This window comes from Nocardioides pini (assembly GCF_026712185.1).
GTDB lineage: Bacteria > Actinomycetota > Actinomycetes > Propionibacteriales > Nocardioidaceae > Nocardioides > Nocardioides pini.
In genome coordinates this window covers 602,961-627,088 of sequence record NZ_JAPPUX010000004.1, presented here as the reverse complement: position 1 = coordinate 627,088, position 24,128 = coordinate 602,961, and the positions used below count along the sequence as shown (strand labels likewise).

General features: G+C 71.5%; 21 protein-coding genes. 16 read left to right on the top strand and 5 right to left on the bottom strand.

The window, feature by feature from the left end; genetic code table 11:
* Window positions 1–50 precede the first annotated feature (50 nt).
* The 13 genes from NYO98_RS16300 (at window position 51) to NYO98_RS16240 (ending at window position 14,056) form a co-directional block, all read left to right on the top strand.
* Window positions 51–980 carry a GNAT family N-acetyltransferase gene (locus NYO98_RS16300; protein WP_268112786.1) on the top strand — a complete coding sequence of 310 codons (930 nt, stop codon included), beginning with the start codon at window positions 51–53 and terminating at the stop codon, window positions 978–980.
* Window positions 981–989: 9 nt separating this feature from the next.
* A complete protein-coding gene (locus NYO98_RS16295; protein ID WP_268112785.1) occupies window positions 990–2,009 on the top strand; it encodes a hypothetical protein in 1,020 nt (339 codons plus the stop codon).
* A 25-nt stretch (window positions 2,010–2,034) separates the two neighbouring features.
* Window positions 2,035–3,396 (top strand): bifunctional tetrahydrofolate synthase/dihydrofolate synthase, encoded by a 1,362-nt coding sequence (folC, locus tag NYO98_RS16290; RefSeq protein WP_268112784.1) that lies wholly within the window; start codon window positions 2,035–2,037, stop codon window positions 3,394–3,396.
* Window positions 3,393–3,803, top strand: coding sequence for a DUF4233 domain-containing protein (locus NYO98_RS16285; RefSeq protein ID WP_268112783.1), 411 nt, complete (start codon window positions 3,393–3,395; stop codon window positions 3,801–3,803). Before folC ends, NYO98_RS16285 begins: the two co-directional genes overlap by 4 nt.
* A gap of 22 nt (window positions 3,804–3,825) precedes the next feature.
* Window positions 3,826–4,257: a nucleoside-diphosphate kinase gene (gene ndk, locus NYO98_RS16280; protein WP_268112782.1), complete on the top strand. Its 432-nt coding sequence runs from the start codon at window positions 3,826–3,828 to the stop codon at window positions 4,255–4,257.
* Between the two features lie 326 nt (window positions 4,258–4,583).
* Complete coding sequence (locus NYO98_RS16275) at window positions 4,584–5,612, top strand: rod shape-determining protein (RefSeq protein WP_268112781.1); 1,029 nt, start codon at window positions 4,584–4,586, stop codon at window positions 5,610–5,612.
* Entirely contained in the window at window positions 5,612–6,550 is a 939-nt protein-coding gene (gene mreC, locus NYO98_RS16270) for a rod shape-determining protein MreC (RefSeq protein WP_268112780.1), read from the top strand. Before NYO98_RS16275 ends, mreC begins: the two co-directional genes overlap by 1 nt.
* Window positions 6,547–7,059, top strand: a complete 513-nt coding sequence (gene mreD, locus NYO98_RS16265) for a rod shape-determining protein MreD (RefSeq protein ID WP_268112779.1) — start codon at window positions 6,547–6,549, stop codon at window positions 7,057–7,059. The genes mreC and mreD overlap by 4 nt, the downstream gene beginning before the upstream one ends.
* On the top strand, window positions 7,056–9,188 hold the full coding sequence (gene mrdA, locus NYO98_RS16260; RefSeq protein ID WP_268112778.1) for a penicillin-binding protein 2: 2,133 nt from the start codon (window positions 7,056–7,058) through the stop codon (window positions 9,186–9,188). The genes mreD and mrdA overlap by 4 nt, the downstream gene beginning before the upstream one ends.
* A gap of 3 nt (window positions 9,189–9,191) precedes the next feature.
* Complete coding sequence (gene rodA / locus NYO98_RS16255) at window positions 9,192–10,391, top strand: rod shape-determining protein RodA (protein WP_268112777.1); 1,200 nt, start codon at window positions 9,192–9,194, stop codon at window positions 10,389–10,391.
* Between the two features lie 130 nt (window positions 10,392–10,521).
* Entirely contained in the window at window positions 10,522–12,495 is a 1,974-nt protein-coding gene (locus NYO98_RS16250) for a TIGR03960 family B12-binding radical SAM protein (protein ID WP_268112776.1), read from the top strand.
* A gap of 608 nt (window positions 12,496–13,103) precedes the next feature.
* The gene (locus tag NYO98_RS16245; protein ID WP_268112775.1) at window positions 13,104–13,355 is read left to right on the top strand and encodes a hypothetical protein; all 252 of its coding nucleotides are present in this window, start codon (window positions 13,104–13,106) and stop codon (window positions 13,353–13,355) included.
* Window positions 13,352–14,056 (top strand): hypothetical protein, encoded by a 705-nt coding sequence (locus tag NYO98_RS16240; protein ID WP_268112774.1) that lies wholly within the window; start codon window positions 13,352–13,354, stop codon window positions 14,054–14,056. The genes NYO98_RS16245 and NYO98_RS16240 overlap by 4 nt, the downstream gene beginning before the upstream one ends.
* A gap of 8 nt (window positions 14,057–14,064) precedes the next feature.
* Here the strand turns inward: NYO98_RS16240 and NYO98_RS16235 are convergent, their stop codons facing one another.
* Window positions 14,065–14,772 (bottom strand): class I SAM-dependent methyltransferase, encoded by a 708-nt coding sequence (locus NYO98_RS16235; protein WP_268112773.1) that lies wholly within the window; start codon window positions 14,770–14,772, stop codon window positions 14,065–14,067.
* A 118-nt stretch (window positions 14,773–14,890) separates the two neighbouring features.
* Here NYO98_RS16235 and NYO98_RS16230 point away from each other — a divergent pair, with 118 nt between their 5' ends.
* Both NYO98_RS16230 and NYO98_RS16225 read left to right on the top strand, forming a co-directional pair.
* On the top strand, window positions 14,891–16,036 hold the full coding sequence (locus NYO98_RS16230) for a class I SAM-dependent methyltransferase (RefSeq protein WP_268112772.1): 1,146 nt from the start codon (window positions 14,891–14,893) through the stop codon (window positions 16,034–16,036).
* A complete protein-coding gene (locus tag NYO98_RS16225) occupies window positions 16,033–17,661 on the top strand; it encodes a glycosyltransferase family 2 protein (protein ID WP_268112771.1) in 1,629 nt (542 codons plus the stop codon). The genes NYO98_RS16230 and NYO98_RS16225 overlap by 4 nt, the downstream gene beginning before the upstream one ends.
* A 7-nt stretch (window positions 17,662–17,668) precedes the next feature.
* Here the strand turns inward: NYO98_RS16225 and NYO98_RS16220 are convergent, their stop codons facing one another.
* The 3 genes from NYO98_RS16220 to NYO98_RS16210 form a co-directional block, all read right to left on the bottom strand.
* Window positions 17,669–18,859, bottom strand: coding sequence for a glycosyltransferase (locus tag NYO98_RS16220; RefSeq protein ID WP_268112770.1), 1,191 nt, complete (start codon window positions 18,857–18,859; stop codon window positions 17,669–17,671).
* Window positions 18,849–20,636, bottom strand: a complete 1,788-nt coding sequence (locus NYO98_RS16215; protein ID WP_268112769.1) for a rhamnosyltransferase WsaF family glycosyltransferase — start codon at window positions 20,634–20,636, stop codon at window positions 18,849–18,851. The genes NYO98_RS16220 and NYO98_RS16215 overlap by 11 nt, the downstream gene beginning before the upstream one ends.
* An 82-nt stretch (window positions 20,637–20,718) precedes the next feature.
* Window positions 20,719–22,032, bottom strand: coding sequence for a hypothetical protein (locus NYO98_RS16210; protein ID WP_268112768.1), 1,314 nt, complete (start codon window positions 22,030–22,032; stop codon window positions 20,719–20,721).
* A gap of 178 nt (window positions 22,033–22,210) precedes the next feature.
* Here NYO98_RS16210 and NYO98_RS16205 point away from each other — a divergent pair, with 178 nt between their 5' ends.
* On the top strand, window positions 22,211–23,014 hold the full coding sequence (locus NYO98_RS16205) for a class I SAM-dependent methyltransferase (RefSeq protein WP_268112767.1): 804 nt from the start codon (window positions 22,211–22,213) through the stop codon (window positions 23,012–23,014).
* Here the strand turns inward: NYO98_RS16205 and NYO98_RS16200 are convergent.
* Window positions 23,011–24,111 (bottom strand): acyltransferase family protein, encoded by a 1,101-nt coding sequence (locus NYO98_RS16200; RefSeq protein WP_268112766.1) that lies wholly within the window; start codon window positions 24,109–24,111, stop codon window positions 23,011–23,013. The two genes, NYO98_RS16205 and NYO98_RS16200, sit on opposite strands and share 4 nt — an antisense overlap.
* Window positions 24,112–24,128: the final 17 nt, after the last annotated feature.

Below are 24,128 nucleotides of genomic sequence, written 5' to 3'. Positions count from 1 at the left end.
CCTGCGAAAACGAGTATCGACGCGGCGGTCGCGGGCCCTAGCGTGCGGCCATGGACGACGCCTTCACCCTCGAGTTCTTCGACGCCCCGCAGCCCTTCCTCGACGCGGCCGGTGACCTGCTCGCCGCCGACCCGGTCCTGGGCAGCGTGATCGCCAGCGTGAGCATGCGGACCGCCCGCGAGCTGGCCGACGGCATCGACTCCTGGGCAGACGTGGACGCCGGGTTCGAGCGGTGGTGGCTGGCCGTCCGGGACGGCGACGGCGAGGTCGTCAGCGCGGTGATGCGGACGGCACCGTTCAAGCCGCACCCCACCTTCGGGATGCCGATGCCGGACGGGGCGGCCCGTGCCCTGGCGACTGCGCTGCACGAGCGGGGCGAGCACCTCGGTGGCGCCAACGGCGCGCTGCCGGGGGCCGAGGTGCTGGCCAGGACGACCGCTGCGCTCTCCGGGGGCGAGCTCGTCGTCGACAAGGCCACCCGGCTGTGGGAGTGCCGGGCCGTCGAGGTGCCGCCCGCACCCGAGGGCCGGCTCCGGCAGGCCACGGAGGACGACGCCGAGCTCGTGCTCGCGTGGTTCGAGGCCTTCCACGCCGAGGCCGACGAGCAGGCGGGCCGCGAGCCCGACCCGACCGCCGGCGAGCACAACACCCTCGACAGCGTGCTGGTCCGGGTCCGCGAGGGCGTCGAGTGGCTGTGGGAGCTCCCCGACGGCACCGTCGCCCACCTGACCGGCTCGGGGCTGCCGGCCTACGGCGTCGGCCGCATCGGTCCGGTCTACACGCCCAAGGAGTTGCGTGGCCGCGGCATCGCGTCGTACGTCGTCGGGGAGCTCACCCGGCGCGGCCTCGAGGCCGGGCACCGGATGTGCCTGTTCACCGACCGCGCCAACCCGACGTCCAACAAGATCTACGCCGGCCTCGGCTACGAGCCCGTCGTGGACATGGCCGAGCACCTCGTCACGCTCCCCACGACCCCCTAGCCTCGTCGGATGCGGCGGCTCCTCCGGTCCAGCGTGGTCCTCGTCCTGTCCCTCGTCGTCACGGCTGCGGCCCTGCCTGCGCGGGCTGCGCCGGAGGAGGACCGGGTCGAGGGCCGCCGGGCGCCCGTGCACAGAGTCGGCGGCTGCGAGCTGTTCCCGGGCGACAACCCGTGGAACCGCCGCATCGACGGCCGGCCGGTCTGGAGGTGGTCCTCGGCGATCGTGGCCAGGCAGGCAGCCGGCCACGACCTGCACCTCGACCTCGGCACGACGGAGGAGTACTACGGCATCCCGGTCAACGTCGTCGACGCCGACCAGCCGCTGCTGCCGCTCCGGTTCGGCACCGACGGCGAGGACTACCGCGACGAGAGCGACCGCGGTCCGGTCTTCGTGCCGGCCGACGCGGCGATCGAGGGCGGCAGCACCCGCGACCCCGACCCGGGCGAGGGCGACCGCCACGTGGTCACCCTCCGCCGCGGCACCTGCGACCTCGTGGAGCTGTACGCCGCCGAGCGGGTGCGCGACGCCTCGGGCCGGGTCGTCGCGTGGCGCGCCGCGTCCGCCGCCCGCTGGGACCTGTCGTCCAACCGGCTCCGCCCCGCGGGCTGGACCTCGGCCGACGCCGCGGGCCTGCCGATCCTGCCCGGGCTGCTGTCCTACGAGGAGGCGGCCTCGGGGCGGATCACGCACGCACTGCGCTTCACGCTGCCGTCGGCCCGGCACGCCTACACCTGGCCCGCCCGCCACTGCGGCCCGAGCGGGAACACCGCGCGGGACCTGCCGGCGTACGGCCTCCGGTTCCGGCTGAGGGAGTCGTTCCCCGCGCGCCGCTACACCGGCGTGGCCCGGACCATCGTCGTGGCGATGAAGCGCTACGGCCTGGTCTACGCCGACCAGGGCTCGTCGATGTACGTCACCGGCGCCGCCGACCCGCGCTGGGAGGACGCGCTCGACCAGTTCCGCGCCCGCCCGCTGGACGGCAGGGCGCTGGAGGTCGTCGAGCCGTGGCGTCGGGTCGTGTCCTGCTGACCCGGGTCAATAGACTCGAGGCAACATGACTGACGCCCCCGACGCCCCCCGCCTCGCCGAGACCTTCGACGAGGTCGAGGACGCCCTGCTCTCCCGCTGGCCGGAGACCCGGCTCGAGCCCAGCCTCGACCGGATCCAGGCCTTCACCGAGCTGCTCGGCGAGCCCCAGCACTCCTTCCGATCGATCCACCTCACCGGCACCAACGGCAAGACCAGCACCAGCCGGATGATCGAGACGCTGCTGCGCGCGCTCGACCTCCGCACGGGCCGCTTCACCTCGCCGCACCTGGAGCGGATGAGCGAGCGGATCAGCATCGACGGCGAGCCGCTGGACGACGAGGCGTTCGTCCGCGCCTTCAACGACGTCGCCCCCTACACCCACCTCGTCGACGCCGAGCAGGAGCACCCCCTCAGCTTCTTCGAGACGATCGTCGCGATGGCCTACGCTGCCTTCGCGGACGCCCCGGTCGACGTGGCCGTGGTCGAGGTCGGGATGGGCGGCACCTGGGACGCCACCAACGTCATCGACGCGGACGTCGCCGTCGTGCTCCCGATCGCGATCGACCACGCCAAGTACCTCGGCGAGGACGCGGTGACCATCGCAGGGGAGAAGGCCGGGATCATCAAGCCCGGCTCCGTCGCCGTGCTGGCGGAGCAGACGCCCGAGGTGGCGGCGGTGCTGCTCGAGCGCGCGGCCGAGTCCGGCGCCACCATCGCCCGCGAGGGCATGGAGTTCGGGGTCGTCGCGCGCACCCCCGCCGTCGGCGGGCAGGTCGTCTCGCTGCAGGGCCTGCGGGCGAGGTACGACGACGTGTTCCTGCCGCTCTACGGCGCCCACCAGGCGCAGAACGCCGCCGTGGCGCTCGCCGCGGTCGAGGCGTTCGCCGGGTCGGGCGTCCTCGACGACGACGTGGTCCGCGCCGCGTTCGCCGAGGTCACCTCGCCCGGGCGCCTCGAGATCGTCCGGCGCAGCCCGACGATCCTGCTCGACGCCGCGCACAACCCGCACGGGGCCGAGGCCGTGGCTGCCGCGCTGGAGGACTCGTTCTCCTTCAGCCCGCTGGTCGGGGTGATGGGCGTGATGGAGGACAAGGACCACGAGGGCCTGCTCGCGGCCTTCGAGCCGCACCTCACCCACGTCGTGTGCACCCAGAACTCCACGCCGCGCTCGATGTCCGCCGCGGCCCTCGGTCGCACCGCCGCCGAGGTCTTCGGCGAGGACCGCGTCAGCGTCGTGCCCGACCTGGCCGACGCCATCGACCGGGCCGCGACGCTGGCCGAGGCGGGGGAGGCCATCGACGTCTCGATCGGCGCTGGAGCGGTGCTGGTCACCGGCTCCGTCGTCACCGTGGGCGAGGCCCGCTCCCTGCTGATGGGCCGACGATGAGCGAGCAGCCCACCGGCCCCGCCGACGACCCGGTGCCGACCAACACCGAGCGCTCGCCCCGGCGCGGGATGGCCGCCGCTGTCCTGAGCCTCGAGGCGATCACGCTCGGCCTGACCACCCCGGTGATGATCACGATCGCCGACGTCCCGGCCGGCACCGCGGTCGCCGTCGGCCTCGGCCTCGCCGTCGTGTGCCTGCTGCTGGCCGGGATGCTGCGGGCCGAGTGGGCCTACGTCGCCGGCTACGTGGTGCAGGTCGCCGCGGTCGCCCTCGGCTTCGTGGTGCCCGTGATGTTCGCCCTCGGCCTCGTCTTCGCCGGGCTGTGGACGGCGGCGGACCTGCTGGGTCGCAAGATCGAGCGCGAGCGGGCCGCCGCGTGGGCGGCGTACCGCGCGGAGCAGGACTGAGCGTCCTCGCTAGGCTGCGCCCATGACCGACGTCCAGCGCTCCCTCGTCCTCGTCAAGCCCGACGGCGTGCGCCGCGGCCTCTCGGGTGAGGTCCTCCGCCGGATCGAGGGCAAGGGCTACACGCTCGCGGCCGTCGAGCTGCGCACCGCGACCCCCGAGATCCTCGCCGAGCACTACGCCGAGCACGAGGGCAAGCCGTTCTACGGTCCCCTCGTCGAGTTCATGCTGTCGGGCCCCGTGCTCGCGGTCGTGGTCGAGGGCGAGCGCTGCATCGAGGGCTTCCGCTCCCTCGCCGGCGCCACCGACCCGACCGTCGCCGCGCCGGGCACGATCCGCGGCGACCTCGGCCGCGACTGGGGCCTCGCCGTCCAGCAGAACCTCGTCCACGGCTCCGACTCCGAGGAGTCCGCCGCGCGCGAGATCGGCATCTGGTTCCCCGACCTCGCGGACTGACGCGAGCTTGCTCGCGGTCAGTCCGCGAGCGAGGCATCTCTTGCCTCAGCCCGCGTCGGGGGTGGCGGCAGATTGCGTGCCAGCCCGCCAATCCCGTGCGATGTGCCGCCACCCTGGCGGCGTACGACACCGGGAGCGCGCCGGGAGATGTCGTCCGCCGCCACCTTCGGAAGGCCGCCAGCCGGATGAGTGTGCCCCACATGCCCCACACACCCCGCGCGTGTCCTCCCGGGAAGACCTGCTCCGGCTCCTTAACCTGAGCGTGGGTCGGCAGCCTCGCTGACCCTCCTTCCCCGAACGACCCGACCTGCGAGGGCAGCAGCGGCATGGCAAACAGCTTCATCGGCCGAGACATGGCCGTCGACCTCGGCACCGCCAACACGCTGGTCTATGTCCGCGGCCGGGGCGTCGTCCTCGACGAGCCGTCGGTCGTCGCGATGAACACCACGACCGGCGAGGTGCTCGCGGTCGGCCACGAGGCCAAGCGCATGATCGGGCGCACGCCCGACAGCATCGCCGCCATCCGGCCGCTCAAGGACGGCGTGATCGCCGACTTCGAGGCGACCGAGCAGATGCTGCGCTACTTCATCCACCAGGTGCACCGCCGGCGCTACTTCGCCAAGCCCCGGATGGTCATCTGCGTCCCGAGCGGCATCACCGCCGTCGAGCAGCGCGCGGTCAAGGAGGCCGGCTACCAGGCCGGGGCCCGCCGGGTCTACATCGTCGAGGAGCCGATGGCGGCCGCGATCGGTGCCGGGCTGCCGGTCCACGAGGCCACCGGCAACATGGTCGTCGACGTCGGCGGTGGCACCACCGAGGTGGCGGTCATCAGCCTCGGCGGCATCGTCACCAGCCTGTCGGTGCGCACCGCGGGCGACGACCTCGACCAGGCGATCATCGCGTGGATGAAGAAGGAGTACTCCCTGATGCTGGGGGAGCGCACCGCCGAGGAGATGAAGATGACCCTCGGCTCGGCCTTCCCCCTGCCCAGCGAGCCCGACGCGGAGATCCGCGGCCGCGACATGGTCTCCGGCCTGCCCCGCACCGTCGTCGTCTCCAGCTCCGAGCTGCGCCAGGCGCTCGAGGAGCCGCTGCACAACATCATCGACGCCGTCCGCACCACGCTCGACCAGACGCCGCCCGAGCTCGCCGGCGACATCATGGACCGCGGCATCGTCCTCACCGGCGGCGGCGCGATGCTGCGCGGCCTCGACGAGCGGCTGCGCCACGAGACGGGCATGCCCGTCCACGTCGCCGAGGACCCGCTGTCGTCGGTGGCCTACGGCGCCGGCAAGTGCGTCGAGGAGTTCGAGGCGCTCCAGCAGGTCCTCGTCTCCGACCCGAGGCGCTTCTGATGGGGGCCTTCGGGGGGCACGACGGCCGGGAACGACGCTGGACCGGTCTCGACAAGCTCGAGTCGCGCAACCGCCCGCCGCGGTCGCTGCTGGTGGCGCTCGTCCTCGCCAGCGTCACGCTCATCACGCTCGACGTCTCGGGCGGTGGCAGCTCGCCGCTCGAGCCGGCGCGGCGCGCGGTCGGCGAGGCCTTCGGTCCGGCCGAGGCCGGGGTCGCCGCAGCCGTCCGCCCGTTCACCGCCGTGCCCGCCTGGTTCCGCAGCAAGGGTGACCTGGCCGACCAGGTCCGCGACCTCGAGGCCAGCAACGCCGAGCTGAAGGGCCAGGTCGAGCTGGCCGGCTTCGACCGCAACCGCCTCGAGCAGTACGACGGCCTCACCACGGCCGCGGAGGACCTCGGTTCGGCCCTCGTGCCCGCCCGCGTGGTCGCGATGGGCTCGCGGCAGTCTCAGAGCTTCACCGTCACCATCGACGCCGGCTCCGAGTCGGGGGTCGGCCCCGACATGACGGTCGTCAACAACGACGGCCTGGTCGGCCGCGTCCTCCGCGTCACCCGCAGCACCGCGACCGTGCTGCTGGTCATCGACCCCGACTCGACCGTCGGCGGCCGCGTGGGGTCGAGCATGGAGATCGGGTTCGTCACCGGCAGCGGGTCCCTCGACCAGAAGTCGGGTCTGGACCTCCGCCTGGTCGACGACGCCTCGGTCCCGGCCCGCGACGACACGGTCGTGACCTGGGGCAGCTCGACGGGGCCGTACGCCCCGGGCGTGCCGATCGGCACGATCACCGAGGTCTACAGCTCGCTGCGGGAGGCCTCGCAGCGCGCGGTCGTGAAGCCCTTCGTCGACTTCTCGGCCCTCGACGTCGTGGGGGTGATGGTCCCCAGCGGCTCACGCAGCGACCGCGCCGTCATCGAGGCGGACGGGAGCCTCCGGTGAAGGGGCTGAGGCTGCTGCTGGCCGTCACCGCCGTCGTCGTCGCGCTCGTCGTGCAGGTGACGCTCTTCCCGCACGTCGCGTGGCACGGCATCGTGCCCAACCTCTGCCTGCTGGTGGTGGTCGCGGCCGCGCTGACCGTGGAGGCGCCGTTCGCCCTCGTGCTCGGCTTCGCCGCCGGCCTCACGCTCGACCTCGCGCCGCCGGCCGACCACGTCGCCGGCCGCTGGGCGCTGGCCATGACGATCGCGGCGTTCCTCGCCGCTCGGGTGCGCCAGGACCAGAAGCCCACCGCCCTCGCGGTGGTCGGCACCGTCGCGGCCGCGTCGTTCGTGGCCACCTCCGTCTTCGCCCTCTCGGGCGTGCTGCTCCAGGACCCCGACATGTCCGTGGCGGGCCTCCTCGAGGTCGTCCTGGTCGCCGTGGTGTGGGACGTGCTCCTGACGCCGTTCGTGCTTCCTCCGCTGATGAAGCTGTTCGCGCGGCTCAGCCCGCAGTGGGCCGCGTCGTGAGGGGTGCCACCGCCCGGAGCGACAAGAGCCGTCTGCGCCTGGTGGTCGTGCAGGCGCTGGTCTTCTCGCTGTTCGCGACGCTGTTCGTCCGGCTCTACTACCTCCAGGTCATCGGCGGCGAGTCCTACCAGGCGCAGGCCGCCGACCAGTCCGTGCGCGACATCGTGGTCCAGCCCCAGCGGGGCCTGATCGTCGACAGCCAGGGCCGCCCGCTCGTGGCCAACCGCACGTCGTGGGTCATCTCGATGGACCGCACCCTCCTCGGCAAGCTCGAGGAGGGGCAGCGCACCGAGCTGGTCCGCCGCGTCGCGGTCGTCGTCGACGCGAAGCCGAAGGACGTGGAGGCTCGCCTCGTGACCTGCGGTGACCCCGGCAGCGTGCGCGACGTCTGCTGGAACGGCTCGCCCTACCAGCCCGTGCCGGTCGCCACCGACGTGCCCAAGAGCGTCGCCCTCCAGGTGCTCGAGCAGCCCGAGGACTACCCGGGCGTGCTCGCCGAGCAGCAGAACGTCCGCTCCTACCCGCGGCCCTTCGGCATCAACCTCGCCCACGTGCTGGGCTACCTCAGCCCCGTCACCGAGGACGAGTACGACCTCGCGGCCGAGCGCGACGACCGCTCCCTCAACGGTGCGTCGGTCGTCGGCCGCGCCGGCGTGGAGAAGCAGTACGACGAGTGGCTGCGCGGCCTGCCCGGCTACCGGCGCGTGGCGGTCGACTCGATGGGCCGGGTGCTGGGCGACGACTCCCTCGTCGAGAGCACGCCCGGCGACACCCTCGTCACCTCGATCGACGCGAAGGTCCAGTCGGTCGTCGAGCGCCAGCTCGCCCAGCGGATCGCCTTCCAGCGCACGCAGGTCGACCCGGTGACCGGCCGCAGGTTCGCCGCCGACTCCGGCGCCGCCGTCGTCCTCGACGCGAAGACCGGCCGGGTGATCGCGATGGCCAGCCAGCCGACGTACGACCCCGACGTGTGGACCGGCGGCATCAGCGAGCAGCAGCTGACGCGGCTCTACTCCGAGAAGGCCGGCACGCCGCTCCTCTCGCGCGCCACCCAGGGCCAGTTCGCTCCCGGGTCGACGTGGAAGCCCTTCATGACCGCCGGCGCCCTGACCAACGGCTACTCGATGGACACCACGCTGCCGTGCTCGTCGGGGTTCCAGGTCGGCAACCGCGTCTTCAAGAACTACGAGTCCGGCGCCTACGGCAACATCGGCTTCGCCAAGGCGCTCGAGGTCTCCTGCAACACGTTCTTCTACCGCGTCGGCTACGACTTCTGGCAGCGCTTCGGGAGCGACCCGGCCGACATCGACGCCAAGGACCCGCTGGTCGAGGAGGCCAAGGAGTTCGGCTTCGGCTCCCGCACCGGGATCGACCTGCCCGGCGAGGCGCCCGGCCGGATCGCCGATCGTCACTGGAAGCAGGCCTACTACGAGTCGCAGAAGGACTACTACTGCGAGCTCAGCCGCAAGCCGCAGACCCCGGACACGAGCGACTTCGTCTACAAGTTCGCCCGGGAGTTCTGCCTCGAGGGCAATCTCTACCGCGCCGGTGACGCCGTGAACTTCTCCATCGGCCAGGGCGACACCATCGTCACGCCGCTCCAGCTCGCCCGCGGCTACGCCGCGCTGAGCAACGGCGGCACGCTCTGGGCGCCGACCGTCGCCAAGGCGATCGTCAGCCCCGAGGGCACGGTGCTGCGCCGCATCGCCCCGCGGAAGGTCGGGCAGGTCGACGTGCCGAAGAAGTACCTCGACTACATCGACGACGCCCTCCAGAACGTCTCCCGCGTCGGCACCATGGCCTGGAAGCTGGTCGGGTTCCCGATCGACGACGTCACCATCCGTGCCAAGACGGGTTCCGCCGAGGTCTACGGCAAGCAGTCGACCGGCTGGGTCGCGTCGTACTCCAAGGACTACGTCGTGGTGATGATGATCAGCCAAGGCGGCACCGGCTCGGGGTCGACCGGTGAGGGCATCCGGGCGATCTGGGAGGCGCTCTACGGCATCGACGGCGAGACCGTGCGACCCGCGCGAGCAGCGATCCCGGGCACCGTGCCGCCCGCCCGGTTGCCGCAGTTCCTCGAGGACGGGTCGATCATGCCGCCCGTCCCCGACAAGGCAGGGGAGTGAGCGATGACCGTCCTGTCCACCCGACCGTCCAGTCGACCGTCCAGCCGGCCCTCGTCCCGGCCCCTGCGCGCGGGCACGAGCCTGCGCGCCCCGGGTCTCGACTGGCTGCTGATGCTGGCCGCCCTCGCGCTCGTCACCCTCGGCACCCTGCTGGTCTGGTCGGCCACCTCCACCCGTGCCGATCTCACCGGCGGTGACCCCAACGCCTACCTCCGCAAGCAGCTCGTCAACGTCGCCATCGGCCTGGTGCTGATGGTCGCGGTCCTCGCCACCGACCACCGGTGGGTCCGCATCCTCGCCCCGCTGGCCTACCTCGCCAGCGTCGGCGGCCTCGTCATGGTGCTCGTGGCCGGCAGCACGATCAACGGGTCCCGCTCGTGGATCCAGCTCGGTGGCATGTCCATCCAGCCCGCCGAGTTCGCCAAGCTCGCCGTGGTGATCGGCATGGCCCTCGTCGTGGCCGAGCGCACCGAGCGACGGTGGGGCCGCGGGGTCCGCAGCGTCGAGGTCGTCGCCATGCTCGCGATCGCCGGGATCCCGGCCGCGCTCATCCTCCTCCAGCCCGACCTGGGCACGATGCTCGTGCTCTCCGCGACGGTCTTCGGTGTCCTCGCCGTGGCGGGCGCCGGCCGCCTGTGGCTGGCGGGCCTGACGTTCGGGGCGGTCGGCGGCGCGGTCGCGGCCGTGTCGATGGGGGTGCTCAAGCCCTACCAGGTCGACCGCTTCCTCGCGTTCACGAACCCCGGGCTCGACCCGCGGGGCGCGGGCTACAACACCGAGCAGGCGCGCATCGCCGTCGGCAACGGCGGTCTCTTCGGCCAGGGCCTCTTCGACGGCTCGCAGACCCGTTCCGGCTTCGTGCCCGAGCAGCACACCGACTTCATCTTCACCGTCGCAGGCGAGGAGCTCGGCCTCGTGGGAGCGGGCGTGCTCATCCTCCTGGTCGCCCTCCTGATCTGGCGCGCGCTGGCGATCTCCGCCCAGGCCGGCGACCTGTTCGGCCGCGTGGCGGCCGCCGGCATCGCCTGCTGGTGGGGCTTTCAGGCCTTCCAGAACATCGGCATGTGCCTCGGGATCATGCCGGTCACCGGCGTGCCGCTGCCGTTCGTGTCCTACGGCGGCAGCTCGCTGTTCGCCGGCATGCTGGCGCTCGGCCTGCTCCAGAACATCCACCTCCGGTCGGCGGGCCCGGTCCGGCGCTGAGGTCGGCCGGCCTCGTCCGGCTCCTCGCTGAGTAGGACGCACCACCGACCGGCGCGTAACCTTGAGGGTCGGCGCTGTCGCTGCGCCCGCCCTTCCCTGCTCCCGATCCCCGTTCGAGGTGGTTGCTGTCATGTCCGTCGCGTCGGTGTTCCCGCGCCTGGAGGCAAGGCTTCCGTCGGTGCAGAAGCCCATCCAGTACGTCGGCGGCGAGCTCAACTCGGTCGTCAAGGACTGGGACTGCGCCGAGGCGTCCGACACCGGTGGGCCGACGGTCCGCTGGGCGCTGATGTACCCCGACGCCTACGAGGTGGGCCTGCCCAACCAGGGCGTCCAGATCCTCTACGAGGTGCTCAACGAGCGCGACTGGATCCTCGCCGAGCGCACCTACTCGGTGTGGCCCGACATGGAGCAGGTGATGCGCGACGGCGACGAGCACGGCCCCATCCCGCAGTTCACCGTCGACAGCCACCGCCCGGTCGGTGCGTTCGACCTCTTCGGCCTGAGCTTCTCCACCGAGCTCGGCTACACCAACATGCTCAACGCCCTCGACCTCGCCGGGATCCCGCTCCACGCGGTCGACCGCGGCGAGGACGACCCCGTCGTGATCGCCGGCGGCCATGCCGCGTTCAACCCCGAGCCGATCGCCGACTTCGTCGACGCCGCGGTCCTCGGTGACGGCGAGGAGGTCGTGCTGGCGATCTCCGAGGTGGTGCGCGAGTGGAAGGCCGAGGGCCGACCGGGCGGTCGCGACGAGCTGCTGCGCCGCCTCGCGGTCACCGGCAACATCTACGTCCCGCGGTTCTACGACGTCGCCTACGCCGCCGACGGCTCGATCGAGGCCGTCGTGCCCAACCGCCCGGGCATCCCGTTCCGGGTGCGCAAGCACACGCTGATGGACCTCGACCAGTGGCCCTACCCGGCCAACCCGCTGGTCCCGCTGGCCGAGACCGTGCACGAGCGCTTCTCGGTCGAGATCTTCCGCGGGTGCACGCGCGGCTGTCGCTTCTGCCAGGCCGGCATGATCACCCGACCCGTGCGCGAGCGGTCCATCGAGACCATCGGCGCCATGGTCGAGAACGGCATCCGCAAGTCCGGCTTCGAGGAGGTCGGCCTGCTGTCGCTCTCGAGCGCCGACCACACCGAGATCGGTGACCTCGCCAAGGGCCTGGCCGACCGCTACGAGGGCTCCAACGTGTCGCTGTCGCTGCCCAGCACGCGCGTCGACGCCTTCAACATCACCCTGGCCAACGAGTTCTCCCGCAACGGCCGTCGCTCGGGGCTCACCTTCGCCCCGGAGGGCGGCTCGGAGCGGATGCGCAAGGTGATCAACAAGATGGTGAGCGAGGACGACCTCATCCGCACCGTCGCGGCGGCGTACTCCCACGGCTGGCGGCAGGTGAAGCTCTACTTCATGTGCGGCCTCCCGCAGGAGACCGACGAGGACGTGCTGGCCATCGCCGACCTCGCCAAGCGGGTCATCAAGACCGGCCGCGAGGTCTCCGGCCGCAACGACATCCGCTGCACCGTCTCCATCGGCGGCTTCGTGCCCAAGCCGCACACCCCGTTCCAGTGGGCCCCCCAGCTCGACCACGAGGCCACCGACGAGCGGCTCCGGCTGCTGCGCGAGGTGGTCCGCGAGGACAAGAAGTACGCCCGCGCGATCGGCTTCCGCTACCACGACGGCAAGCCCGGCATCGTCGAGGGCCTGCTGTCCCGCGGCGACCGCCGCGTCGGGCGGGTCATCGAGGAGGTCTGGCGCGACGGCGGCCGCTTCGACGGCTGGAGCGAGCACTTCTCCTACGACCGCTGGATGGCGTCGGCCGAGAAGGCGCTCGCCGGCACCGGCGTCGACGTCGACTGGTACACCACCCGCGAGCGCGACTACGACGAGGTCCTCCCGTGGGAGCACCTCGACTCCGGCCTCGACAAGGACTGGCTGTGGGGTGACTGGGAGGACGCGCTCGCGGCCGCCGACGGCGCCGACATCGAGATCGAGGACTGCCGATGGACGCCGTGCTACGACTGCGGCGTCTGCCCGGAGATGGGCACCGAGATCCAGGTCGGCCCGACAGGCCAGAAGCTGTTGCCGCTCAGCGTCGTCTGACACTGGCACGATCCGGCTCGTGCCCCACGTGCTGGACCTCGGTTCCCGGAAGTTCTGGCAGGTCACGGGTCGTCGGGTCGACCTCGCGGGCCGCGAGCGGTGGCTGCACTCGCCCGTGAGCCGGTCGCCCCCCGTGGGCGACGAGTGGCTCGCAGCCGAGGCCGCCCGCCACGGAGGCGGGCTCGGCGGCGACGAGCCCGGGGCGGGGCTCCTGTCGTCGATGGCCGTGCTCGACGGCCCGGGCTTCGACTCCCGGCGCCTGCACCCGGACGTCCGTGACTTCTACGAGCGCACGGCGCAGTGGCAGGTGGAGGTGTGGCCCGGCTGGTCGCCCGTGTTCTGGCCCGCGGGGGAGCTGGTCTCGCGGCTCTGGGGGAGGCGCGTCGAGCAGCTCGCCCTGCCGATGCGTCCGCTCGACGTCGCCCGCGGCATGGACAGCCGGGTCACCCCGATCCGCGACCGGCACGGCGACCAGGTGGCGGCCGCGTGGACCCGCACCCTGCGCGGCAGCGGCCGGCCGGTGTTTCAGCGGCGCCTACTCGGCACGCACGCTCCCCGGCGCCGACCGGCCGAGCGTCCACGTCGCGTTCCCGCTCGAGTCGGGCAACGTGCAGGTGTTCCTCCGGCCGACCGTGACCGACGGCGGCGGCCTCCTCCTGGAGTCGCCCCGCGGCGGGTTCGGCCAGGACGGGGCGTACGTCGTCGTGAGCGACCGTCGCGCCCACGCCGCGCGCGTCCCCCTGCACGAGACCTTCCACGTGCACGTCGACGCGGACGGCGTGCTGCGCACCGACCACGAGCTGCGGCTCTGGAGGGCGTCGGCCGTCCGACTGCACTACAAGCTCGAGCGGGCCCGGTGACGCTGCACTCCTTCCACCTCGCCGAGGTGCCGCGCCGGGTCGGCGCGCGGGCACTCCTCCGCCCCCCGGCCGCCATGACTCCGGGCCTCGACCACGCCGAGTGCCTCTCGCTCATGCGGCTCGGGGCACCCACGGTGTCACCCGACCGGCTCCAGGTCGGCCGACTCGCCGTCTTCGCGCAGTGGCGCGACGAGGCAGCGCTGGACGGCTTCCTTGCCCACGACCCGCTGGGGCAGCGGCTGGCCGGCGGCTGGCACGTCCGGCTCCAGCTCCTGCGCCGATGGTCCTCCATCGCGGCGCTCCCCGGACTGCCCGCTCGCGCGGGCACGTGGCGGCAGGACGAGCCGGTCGTGGCGGTCACGCTGGCCCGGATGCGCCTGGGGGAGGTGCCCCGGTTCCTGCGCAGCGGCAAGCCGGTCGAGCGGCTCGTGCGCGACCACCCTGGCGTGACGCTCGCGGCCGCCGCCCTGCGCCCCCCACACACCGTCTCCACCTTCTCGGTCTGGCGCACCGTGCAGGAGATGGAGGACATGGTGCACGGGCGCTCCGCCGTGCCGGACCCCTCGCGGCACGCCTCGGCGATGGCTGAGCGCGAGCGGCGCGACTTCCACCACGAGTTCGCGACGTTCCGGTTCCGGGCGGTCTCCGAGCACGGCGCGTCGCAGGGCCGGAGCGGCATCGTCCCGACCGGTCACAGGTGAGAGAAGCTTCAGGCGGGCTTCTGCGCCAGCACGGCGAGCTGCCGGTATCTCGGGATGTTGATCCTCGCTGCACGGAGTCCGTTCGGACGCCCGGTGCGCTGTGGGCGCTTCAGCAGGCGCAGCAGCACGTCCTCTGCCGCTACGAGCGGGTAGGAGATGCGCGTGACGTCCTCGGCGAGCAGCTTGAGGCCCGCCCGGTCGAGTAGCCGATGCACCTCATCGGACGATCGGTACTCGCGCAGGTGAGTGGGGTCGAGCACCCATCCGCCCTCGTGGTTGTGTCGGAAGTACCAGGCTCCCTTCAGCTTCAACGGAGTCTCGATGTAGACGACCCCGCCGGGGCGGGTCAGGCGCGCCATCTCACGCACGTAGCCGGCGTCATCCGGCACGTGCTCCACTACGTGTGTCGACGTCACGACGTCCATGGAGCAATCGGGCAGCGGTACGACACCGTCTTCGGACACGAACACATTGTGACCACGCTCGCGAGCTCGGTGGCCTCGCTGCGCCGAGATCTCGAACCCCGTGAGGTCCCACGCGTCACCGAGCTCGTCTCGCACGGCGTCCAGCAGGCCGCCCTCGCCGCAGCCGACGTCGACCAACCGACGGCCCGGCACGAGGGAGAGTGCCGTGCGTAGGAGCACAGGCACCTCGAGCTCATTGTCGATCTGGGGATAGATGGTGGCGTAGTCGTCCCACTCGTTCGATGGTGCCACTTTGCAACGTCTCCTGGTGTAGAGGGCGTGGACTCAGATGACGGAACCCCAATGCGCGCGGGCGTGCGGCACCTTATCGGGCTCGCCTACTCGCGTCTGAGAAGGCAGTCGTGACGACGTGGGCGCCGTCGGAGCACACCCGCGCTCCCCGCAAGCCCCGGAAGCCCAGTGGGATAGCCTGACGCGCGCAATCGGAGCAGCGGGAGGTCGCAGGGTGAGCCAGGACGGCACGACGTCGGTCGACTACGGCCATGACTATTACAACGAGACGCACTTGGGCGGACACGGCGACTACTCGTGGGACAACCAGCACTGGCGCGACTTCTTCATGTCCGTGGCCGACCGGCTCATCGGTGCTTTCGCTCCCGCCACGGTGCTCGACGTCGGTTGCGCCCGGGGGCTCTTGGTCCAGGCTTTCGCGCTTCAGGGCGTCGACGCGCGGGGACTGGACATCTCCGAGCACGCCGTCGCCAGCGCCCACCCGGATGTCCGCGACCGGCTGTCAGTGGCTTCCGCGACCGAGCCGATCGAGGGCCGCTACGACCTCGTCACCTGTATCGAGGTGCTCGAGCACATGTCAGAGGCGGACGCCCAGCTCGCCATCGACCACCTCACCGAGGTCTCGGACCGGGTGTTGTTCTCCTCCAGCCCGGAGGACCACGACGAGCCGACCCACATCAACACCAATCCCGGCGAGGCGTGGGCCGCGTGGTTCGCCGAGCGCGGCTTCTTCCGTCGCACCGATGTCGACGTCAGCATGATCGCCCCGTGGGCCGTCGTGTTCGAACGTGGAGCGCTCACCCCCCACGAGATCGTCAAGCGCTACGAGCAGCAGTACGCCCGCGTCCGCACGGAACTGCTGGAGAAGCGCCGGGCGCTGCTCGATGCGGATCGAGCGGTGAACAGCATGCGCGCGCAGCTGGACCACCGCCCCGTGGACACCGACGAGGTGGACCGGCTCCGTGCCGAGGTGGCCCAACACCGCCACACGGCGCTGGTCAGCCGCGACCACGTCATCGGGCTCGAGGCCGAGAACGGTCGCCTCGAGCGTGACCTCAGCCTGGTGATGCTCGAGCTCAGGAAGCTGCAGCGTCGGGTCAAGGGACTCACCAAGCGGCGCGCGGAGCTCACCGCAAAGCTGCAGGAAACCCGACGGCGGCTCGATCGCAACCGCAAGCGGGTGGCGCAGCTCGAGGCAGCGTCCGCCCCCCCGGCTTCGTTGCCCCGACGTGCTGCCCGCCGCGTCCGGAGGACATTGGCATGAGCCCTCGTCGCGAGGCGCCGTTGTTCAGCATCGTCACGCCCGTCTACGACCCGCCGATCGACGTGCTGAAGGAGTGCCTCGAGTCGGTGCTCGCCCAGGACTTCAGCGCCTGGGAGCTCATCGTGGTCGACGACTTCTCGCCCACTGCCGCCGTGCCGATCGTGATCGCGCAGTACGCCCAGCAGGACGGCCGGATACGGCTCGTCGAGCGTGACACCAACGGCCACATCGTGGCCGCGTCCAACGACGGGCTGGAGCTCGCCCTGGGAGAGTTCATCGTGCTGCTGGACCATGACGACCTCCTCGCGCCCACCGCGCTCTCGCGCGTGGCCGAGGCGCTCCTCGAGCACGAGGACGTCGACTACCTCTACACCGACGAGGACAAGGTCGGGTCGGACGGCCGGTTCTACGGCGCGTTCCACAAGCCCGACTGGTCGCCCGAGCGGCTTCGCGGGCAGATGTACACCTCCCACCTGTCCGTCCTGCGCACCGAGCTGGTGCGTGACGTGGGCGGGTTCCGGGAGGGCTTCGAGGGATCGCAGGACCACGACCTCGTCCTCCGCGTGACGGAGCAGGCACGCCGCGTGGTCCACGTGCCCGAGGTGCTCTACCACTGGCGCGCGGTGGAGGGCTCGACGGCGGTGGACATCGAGGCCAAGCCGTACGCCACCGAGGCGGGCCTGCGGGCCGTCCAGGAGCACCTCGACCGCGTCGGCATCCGTGCGCGGGCCGTCACCAGCGCCGAGCCGGGTCGCTACACCGTCGAGCGCGTGCTCGACCCGGCGCGCAGGGTCTCGCTCGTCATCCCCACGATGGGCCAGTCCGCCGTGGTCCACGGGGCCTCGCGGTTCCTCGTCGTCGACGCAGTTCGTTCGGCGTTGGCCGGCACCGACCACGAGGACGTGGAGGTCGTGGTTGTGCACGACACCCCGACCCCTGCGGTGGTCCTCGACGCATTGCGCGAGGTGGCGGAGGACCGGCTGGTCCTCGTGCCGTTCGACGCCCCGTTCAACTTCAGCACGAAGATGAACCTCGGCGTCAGCCACGCCTCGGGCGACCGCGTCGTGTTCCTGAACGACGACATCGAGGTGATCTCGCACGGGTGGCTCGAGCAGCTCGTCGCTCCGCTCGACGAGCCCGACGTGGGCCTGACAGGAGCGAAGCTCTACTACGCCGACCAGACCGTCCAGCACGCCGGCCACGCCTACTTCAACGCCGGCTACCACCACCCCTTCCGGTTCCGCACCCGCGACGAGGCCGGGCCGTTCGGCGAGCTGTTCGTCAACCGGGAGGTCACGGGCGTGACCGCCGCATGTGCCGCGATGCGCACCGAGACCTACTTCCAGGTCGGGGGGTTCACCGAGTCGCTTCCGGCGAACTTCAACGACGTGGACCTCTGCTACAAGGTCGCCCGGGCAGGGCTCCGCACGCTCTTCGTCGCCAACAGCGAGCTCTACCACTACGAGTCGCAGACCCGCGTGCCCGAGGTGGCCGAGCGCGAGCGCCTCGCGGTGGTGTCCCGCTGGGGCACGCCGACCGAGGACGCCTACCTGCGCAGCGAGCTCGCGATGCCCAACCTGCGCCGCGTCAAGGAGATCCCAGCCGACCTGCGCGGCGGCGCCTGACCGGTCGTCAGCGCGCCCGCAGGTAGGGCTCGAGAGCCCGCGTCAGCGGCTCGGCCACCGAGTCCCACGCCCAACGAGCGTGGGCCTTCTCGGCCGCCGGCGTCGCCCGGGCGGCGTACGCCTGAGCGTCCCGGGCGAGCTCGACGGCCTCCCGCAGCGCTCCGTCCCACTCGTGGGCCTTGGCCAGCCGCCCGGTGACGCCGTCGTCGATGGCGTCGTCGAGGGAGGGCGTGTGCGACGCGACGGTCCACGTGCCGACGGCAGCGGCCTCGAAGAACTTCAGGTCGGACTTGCAGATGTTGAAGGCCGTGTGCGACAGCGGAGCGATGTTGACCTCGACCTCGGCGATCGAGCGCTGCAGCGCGACGTAGTGCATGAAGCTCTGGAACTCCACGCGCTCGCGGTGCGGCTCCAGGGCACCGAGGTCGTCGAGGTAGCCGACGATGCGGATCGACACGTCGTCGTCCTCGTCGAGCAGTCGGGCGAGCGCGGTGCTGGCGACCGCGAAGTCGCGCACGTGCGATGGCGTACCACTGAAGTATCCGATGGTCACCGGTCCTTCGCAGCGGAAGCCGGACGCGACCTTGGCGTCGAGCAGGTCACGTGAGTAGGCCTGCTGCGTCCGGTTCAACACGTTGGGTACGACCGCCGCGCCGTCCTCGACGTACGCCGCGAGGCGCTTGGCGAGCAGCGAGTTGGTGGTCAGCGCACCACGGCATGCGGCGAGCGCGGCGTTGAGGCGGCCCATGTAGGCGAACCAGACGTCCCACTCGGCGTTGACCTCCGGGTCCTTGCCGAGCGAGCTCATCACCAGCTCGGCGAAGCCGACATCGAAGACGAGGTCGTCGCAGTCGAAGAGCAGCGGCACGTCGTGCGCCTCGGCCTTCTGGATCAGCTCGCGCAGGGCGGCGTTGTAGGGATAGCGCGCCACGACGATGGCGTCGAGCTGCGGCACGAGCCGGGTCAGTGCTCGCAGCTCGTCGTCGCAGAACCATCCAGCGCGGAGCGTGGACCCGGGTGCGTGGTTGAGGGCGTCGACGGTGTTGGAGACGCGGTAGCGGAACGTGCTGGTGTCGGGCGAGCGGTAGACGAAGGCCACGCGGTGTGTGCCGTCGAGCATCGTCCCGACCCGTTCGGCCATCGAGCTGTCCCAGAGGTCGGCGACCTCGACGGGAGCGTCGGGGAGGTCAGTGAACATCCGGGACGATGCTCTCTTCGGTGGACCCGGCGCCCGACTCATCGGGAGCCAAGGTGGAGCGGAAGCGGTCCATCACCCAGTCGACGACCGGAACGAGGGTGGTCTCCCAGTCGCGGTTGATGTGGTCGGCCGCGACGTTGGCTGCGCGCCGCTCGGGGTCGCGGGCCAGGTCGACCAGCTCGCGGAACCCGTCGAGCAGCCCGTCGACGCTCGAGGGCGCCACGATGATGTTGTCGGAGATGTCGGACAGGTCGGTCTTGATGCCATGCGAGTTGGTGAGCACGGCCGCACCGACCGACGCGAGGTCGTAGGGCGGGTAGGACGGGTGAGGGGTGTCCATCAGCACCAGCGCGGCGTCCATCGATGCCACAAGGTCCTGGTAGTCGGTCCAGCCCAGGCCCTCGATGATGTTGACCTTGACATCGCGGGGGAGCGTGAGCTCAGGCGTGCCACGACCCACGAAGTGGAACTCCCACTCATCGGGGTCGAGGACCCGGCTCTCGACGGCTCGGGCGATGACCTGCGCGCCCCGCCAGAAGAGGTTTCGGGCGTTGAGGGGTCGCGAATAGTAGAAGAGGTTGCGCTTCGCCGCGCCCGACCCGGCCGGCACGACCGAGGCGTCGCGAGTCGGGAAGGCCGGCTCGAGTGCGATCGCGCTGGTGGCCAGGTGTGGGAGCCCGCCCGGGCCGGACAGGTGCTCCAGCAGTCGGGACGTGTTCACCACGACGGCGAGGTCGGGCTCGGCCAGCGTCTCGGCGCACAGCAGGCGCTCGTCGCCGTAGGCGTAGAACATGCGCTCGTCCTCCTGGAGGAGGTAGAGCACCTGCTCGCGCGGGATGTCGCTGTCCAGGACGGCCCGAGTGGTCCACCAAGAGGTGGTCATCACGACGTCCCGATCGGTGAACTGCAGCCGTTGGCTGCCGTCGGTGGAGACCTGTTCGAGCTCGAGGATCCCGTCGAGGTGGATCCCGGTCGCGTCCTCGAGCAGGCCGATCACCTGCCCGTCCGGGGCGTCGGTCCGGGTGACCAGGCGCAGGGTGCCGTTGCCGAGGCGGTTTGCGAGCTGGACCCCGAGGATGATCGCCGTGCCGACCCCGCCGAAGAGGCTGTGGGGTGCGACACTGTCGGTGACGATGCTGATGCGGTGCTCGCCGCCGGGCAGCCTCGTCACCGGCATCGGCTGGATCGACTGCCAACGCTCGGCGTACAGCGCGTCGACGTAGGGCTCTCGAAGGGCGCCGCGCGGGGCGATGCGGCCTTCGGCGCGGCCGTGCCTGAGGTAGTGGACGAGCGGGTTCCAGTGCGTCTTGGCGACGTCGGCGTTCTGCCGCAGGTAGCCCGAGGTGGAGAACTTCTCGCTCGGGTCGAGCCCGTCACGGGCACCGAAGCGGAGGAAGTGCTTCACCACGTCGCGGTCCGCGGGGAGGTCCGGGCGGAAGTGTCGGTAGTACTCCTCGTCGAAGAAGCCGGACTCGCGCACGAGTCGCGCGTCGTCCTCCGCGGGGTTGAGCACGCGGCCCTCCGCCTTGCCCGTGCGCAGGTAGTGCACCAGAGGATTCATGCCAGACGCTGCCACGTCGCCGTTGCGACGCAGGTAGGCGTTGGTCGAGAACTCCTTGGAGGGGTTGCGGCCGTCGCGAGCGCCCTGCCGCAGGTAGTGGAGGACCGGGTCGACTCCGGAGCTGCGCACGTCAGGGTTCTTCCGCAGGTAGAACTCCGTGTCGAAGAGCTCGGACTCGCGCAGCAGCTCTGCGTCGGTCTTGGCCTTGTCCGTCACCGTGTTCCCCTCGTCGCCGACCACCTCACAACGAGCGCGAGCATAACCGCAGTGTCGCCTTGCCGCCGCGCCCGGGGAGGAGTCAGAGCAGCTCTAGCAGCCGCACCGACGACATCGCGAAGGCGACGGCGGCGACCGTCGCGGCTAGGCCGATCGACGTCCGGGTCCGCAGGCAGGAGGCGGTGACGACTGCCATCGGGGCAACGAGGGCGAGTCCGTAGCGGGGCGGCAGCGGGAAGTAGGAGTGCGAGGTCACGTATCCCATCACCACGAGCGCGAGAGCGCCCGCGACCGCCGCCAGCAGCACGCCCCGCGCCAGTGCCGTCGAGCGCGTCGGGCCGGGGAGGAAGACAGCGGCGGCGACGGTGCCCGAGACGAGCACGAGCGACACCAGTGAGGTGGCCACGGTCGAGTAGGTGAGAGTGCCCACGGGCACCGGACCGGCGAGGGGTTGCACGAGGACCAGTGCGTTGTCCAGGAGGCCCATCCAGGGGAACGCTGGGGCCTGGAAGCGGGTGACCATGTCGGGGAGGTCGTCGGGATCCATCTGCGGACGCGAGGTCACCAGGGCCATCCAGGCGCCCGCGGCCAGCACCGCCGTCCCTCCGGTGGCGAGACCTGTGAGGATCCACCGTGCGGGTGGAGGAGCCTCGCCTCCATCGGGCTCCTCGGCCGCCTGCGCGCCGTCGCACCCGCGCTGCAGCAGGTAGAACGCGATGGCCGCCACACCGACCAGGTTGGTCAGCTTCACGAGCGACACGAGGACCGCGACCAGGACGAGCCCAGCGGCTCGTGCCGCCGAGGGCCGTTCCTCCCACCACGTGACTGCAAGCACGAGCGCGGCTCCCACCATCAGGCCCCAGGCATCGGGGGTGATGGTGCCGCCGGGGAACTGCAGGCCCGGAGCCGCGGCCAGCATCAGTCCGAGGACCGCGAGTGGTGCACGTGCCACACCGCGGCGCCGGCCTGCGACGTAGGTGAGGGCGATGCCCAGTCCCAACCACAGCCCGCCGGCGAGTCGTCCGGCGGTGACCAGGTCGTCGGCCGGCGTCGTAACCCGGACGAGCTCGGCCACGCCGCGCGTCGCCGTGTAGTAGATGGGTGTGTTGGCGGCGGCGGTGTTGTAGCCCTTCTCCTGGTAGGTGGCGGGATCGAAGCTGCCGAGTGGCCTGCAGGGTCCTGGTTCGAAACCGGGGGCGTCCACGCCGCGGCAGTCCTGCTGGCGCATCGCCTCCTGTCCCACCCGGTCAGCCGGCGCCGGCGCCGCCGGCGCGCGGTAGAGGGAATCGATGTGCTGGAGCTCGTCGATGGGGCTCAGCCGCGTGTACGCGTGCACCTGTAAAGCGACGAACACGATGGCGACGAACGCCAGGACGGCCGGCAGCAGGACGTCCACGGCCCGTGCCGCTCGCAGTTGTCGGACCATTCCCCCAGCGCCTCTCCCGTGCTCATTGCCGTCACGTATGGGCCGGCGGGGGATCAATATAGGCAGTGAGCGTCGTTGTCCCCTGCCTCGGCTCGCAGGCGGTCACCTAGGCTGCGGGTGGCCACGACGGCAGGACCCAGGAGGAAGCGTGTCGAAGACGTGCCGTGTGTGCGACCGGCCGGTACGGCGGTTCGCCGAGGGCCGCGTGCTGGGCGACACCGATGTCACCTACCTGCAGTGCGGGTCGTGCGGGCTGGTGATGGCGGACGATCCCACCTGGCTGGACCGGGCGTATGCCGAGGCCATCGCCGACCTCGACGTGGGCCTGCTCGACCGGTGCCAGATCCTCGCCAACGTGACGTCGAGCGTGCTGCGCGCCGAACATCTGCGCGGGGGACGCTTTCTCGACTGGGCCGGTGGCTACGGCGTCCTCACGCGGCTCATGCGCGACCGTGGGTACGACTTCGCCCACGTCGACGCCTACGCAGCCAACATCTTCGCGGCCGGCTTCACCGGCGACCCCGCCGGACAGAGGTTTGACCTCGTCACGGCGTTCGAGGTGCTCGAGCACCTCACCGACCCGGTCGGCGAGCTCGCCTCGGTCGCGTCGGCGACCGACCGCCTCCTCGTCACCACGCAGGTCCTCCCGACGCCGGCCCCGCGGCCAGGGGGATGGGACTACTACGCGCCCGAGTCGGGGCAGCACATCACCTTCTACACCCACCGCTCGCTCGAGGTGCTGGCCCAGCGGCTGGGATACGACGGCGTCGTCACCAGCTCGCTCGTGCACCTCCTTCACCGTGGGCCGGTCTCCCGCGCCGCCCGGATGCTCGTGCGCAGGCCCGCGCTCGGGTACGGCCTCGGCCACCTCGCGGCCATCGCGGACCGACGGCACTCGTTGATGATGCGCGACCACGACGCCGTGCGCGACCGCCTGGCGCAGGGGCGCTAGGCGCGGTCCTGTGGCCCTCCGGGTGTGGGCCGCGGCTTGTGCCGCAGAGCCGGGCGCTCGACGAGCCGCCACGAGGCGAGCGCGAGCAGCCACACGAGCGGGGTCGCGACGCCGGTCACCAGCCACGGGTCGGAGTCGTTGCCCGCGACCTGGACCACGACCTGCTGCACGGGGAAGGCCCAGATGTAGAGGCCGTAGGACGTGTCCCCGAACCGGGTCAGGACACGTCCGACGCGCGGCAGGCAGTAGGCGAACCAGTAGGAGAGGTAGAGCGCCGAGACGGTCCAGGTGACCACACGCAGGGACTCCGGACCCAGCGCGGTGGCCGCGCAGACGGCGACGATTACCATGGCCACCGGGGTGCTGAGGACGATCCGGTCGCGCCAGGTGAAGGCCGCGGCGCCCACGGCGAAGGCCGACACGACGTAGGCCGACCCCACCGCGTCCGACATGGCCGGCTCCCACCAGGCGGCCCAGACGAGGCTCGCGAGCGCGAGCGACGTGACGACCCACCGTCGGGCGAGCAGCCCGAGCGCCCCGAGCCCGGCCACCATCGCGTAGGCGAGCACCTCCAGGGGGAGGCTCCAGAGTGATCCGTTGACGGCCCCCGCGTAGACGTTGTCGTCGAAGACCCCGGGCAGCTTGGCGCCGAACGGCACCATCAGCACGAGCCGCACCGGGTAGAGCCACGTCTCCCAGGAGGTGAAGTACGTCCCGAGGCGGGCGCTGGTCACGGCCGGCCCCAGCACGAACGCGGTCAGCATCGCGGTCACCGCGAGCGCGGGGAGCAGGCGCAGTGCCCGCTTGGCCCAGAAGTCGCGGGCCCGTGGGTCGTGGTCCCAGCTGCGCCTGATGAGGAGCCCGCTGACCGCGAAGAAGACGAGCACCCCCAGGTTGCCGAGCGAGGTGCCGAACTGGTGCAGGGGCTGCTCGCACCCGACGAGCGCGTAGGAGTGCGAGACGAGGACGGCCCAGGCCGCCAGCAGCCGGAGCAGGTCGAAGTTGTTGTCCCTGCTGCCGAGCCGGTCTCCCAGACGGACCCCGAGCCACCGGTGGACCCTCGGTGCCTCCACAGCTCCGGCGCGGGAAGCAGGCATGGCCGCACGTTAGCAAC

Bases quoted from the DNA above. Each gene is read 5' to 3' on its own strand.
- NYO98_RS16300 (WP_268112786.1), top strand. From the start codon at position 51: ATGGACGACGCCTTCACCCTCGAGTTCTTCGACGCCCCGCAGCCCTTC.
- NYO98_RS16295 (WP_268112785.1), top strand. From the start codon at position 990: ATGCGGCGGCTCCTCCGGTCCAGCGTGGTCCTCGTCCTGTCCCTCGTC.
- folC (WP_268112784.1), top strand. From the start codon at position 2,035: ATGACTGACGCCCCCGACGCCCCCCGCCTCGCCGAGACCTTCGACGAG.
- NYO98_RS16285 (WP_268112783.1), top strand. From the start codon at position 3,393: ATGAGCGAGCAGCCCACCGGCCCCGCCGACGACCCGGTGCCGACCAAC.
- ndk (WP_268112782.1), top strand. From the start codon at position 3,826: ATGACCGACGTCCAGCGCTCCCTCGTCCTCGTCAAGCCCGACGGCGTG.
- NYO98_RS16275 (WP_268112781.1), top strand. From the start codon at position 4,584: ATGGCAAACAGCTTCATCGGCCGAGACATGGCCGTCGACCTCGGCACC.
- mreC (WP_268112780.1), top strand. From the start codon at position 5,612: ATGGGGGCCTTCGGGGGGCACGACGGCCGGGAACGACGCTGGACCGGT.
- rodA (WP_268112777.1), top strand. From the start codon at position 9,192: ATGACCGTCCTGTCCACCCGACCGTCCAGTCGACCGTCCAGCCGGCCC.
- NYO98_RS16250 (WP_268112776.1), top strand. From the start codon at position 10,522: ATGTCCGTCGCGTCGGTGTTCCCGCGCCTGGAGGCAAGGCTTCCGTCG.
- NYO98_RS16225 (WP_268112771.1), top strand. From the start codon at position 16,033: ATGAGCCCTCGTCGCGAGGCGCCGTTGTTCAGCATCGTCACGCCCGTC.
- NYO98_RS16220 (WP_268112770.1), bottom strand. From the start codon at position 18,859: ATGTTCACTGACCTCCCCGACGCTCCCGTCGAGGTCGCCGACCTCTGG.
- NYO98_RS16200 (WP_268112766.1), bottom strand. From the start codon at position 24,111: ATGCCTGCTTCCCGCGCCGGAGCTGTGGAGGCACCGAGGGTCCACCGG.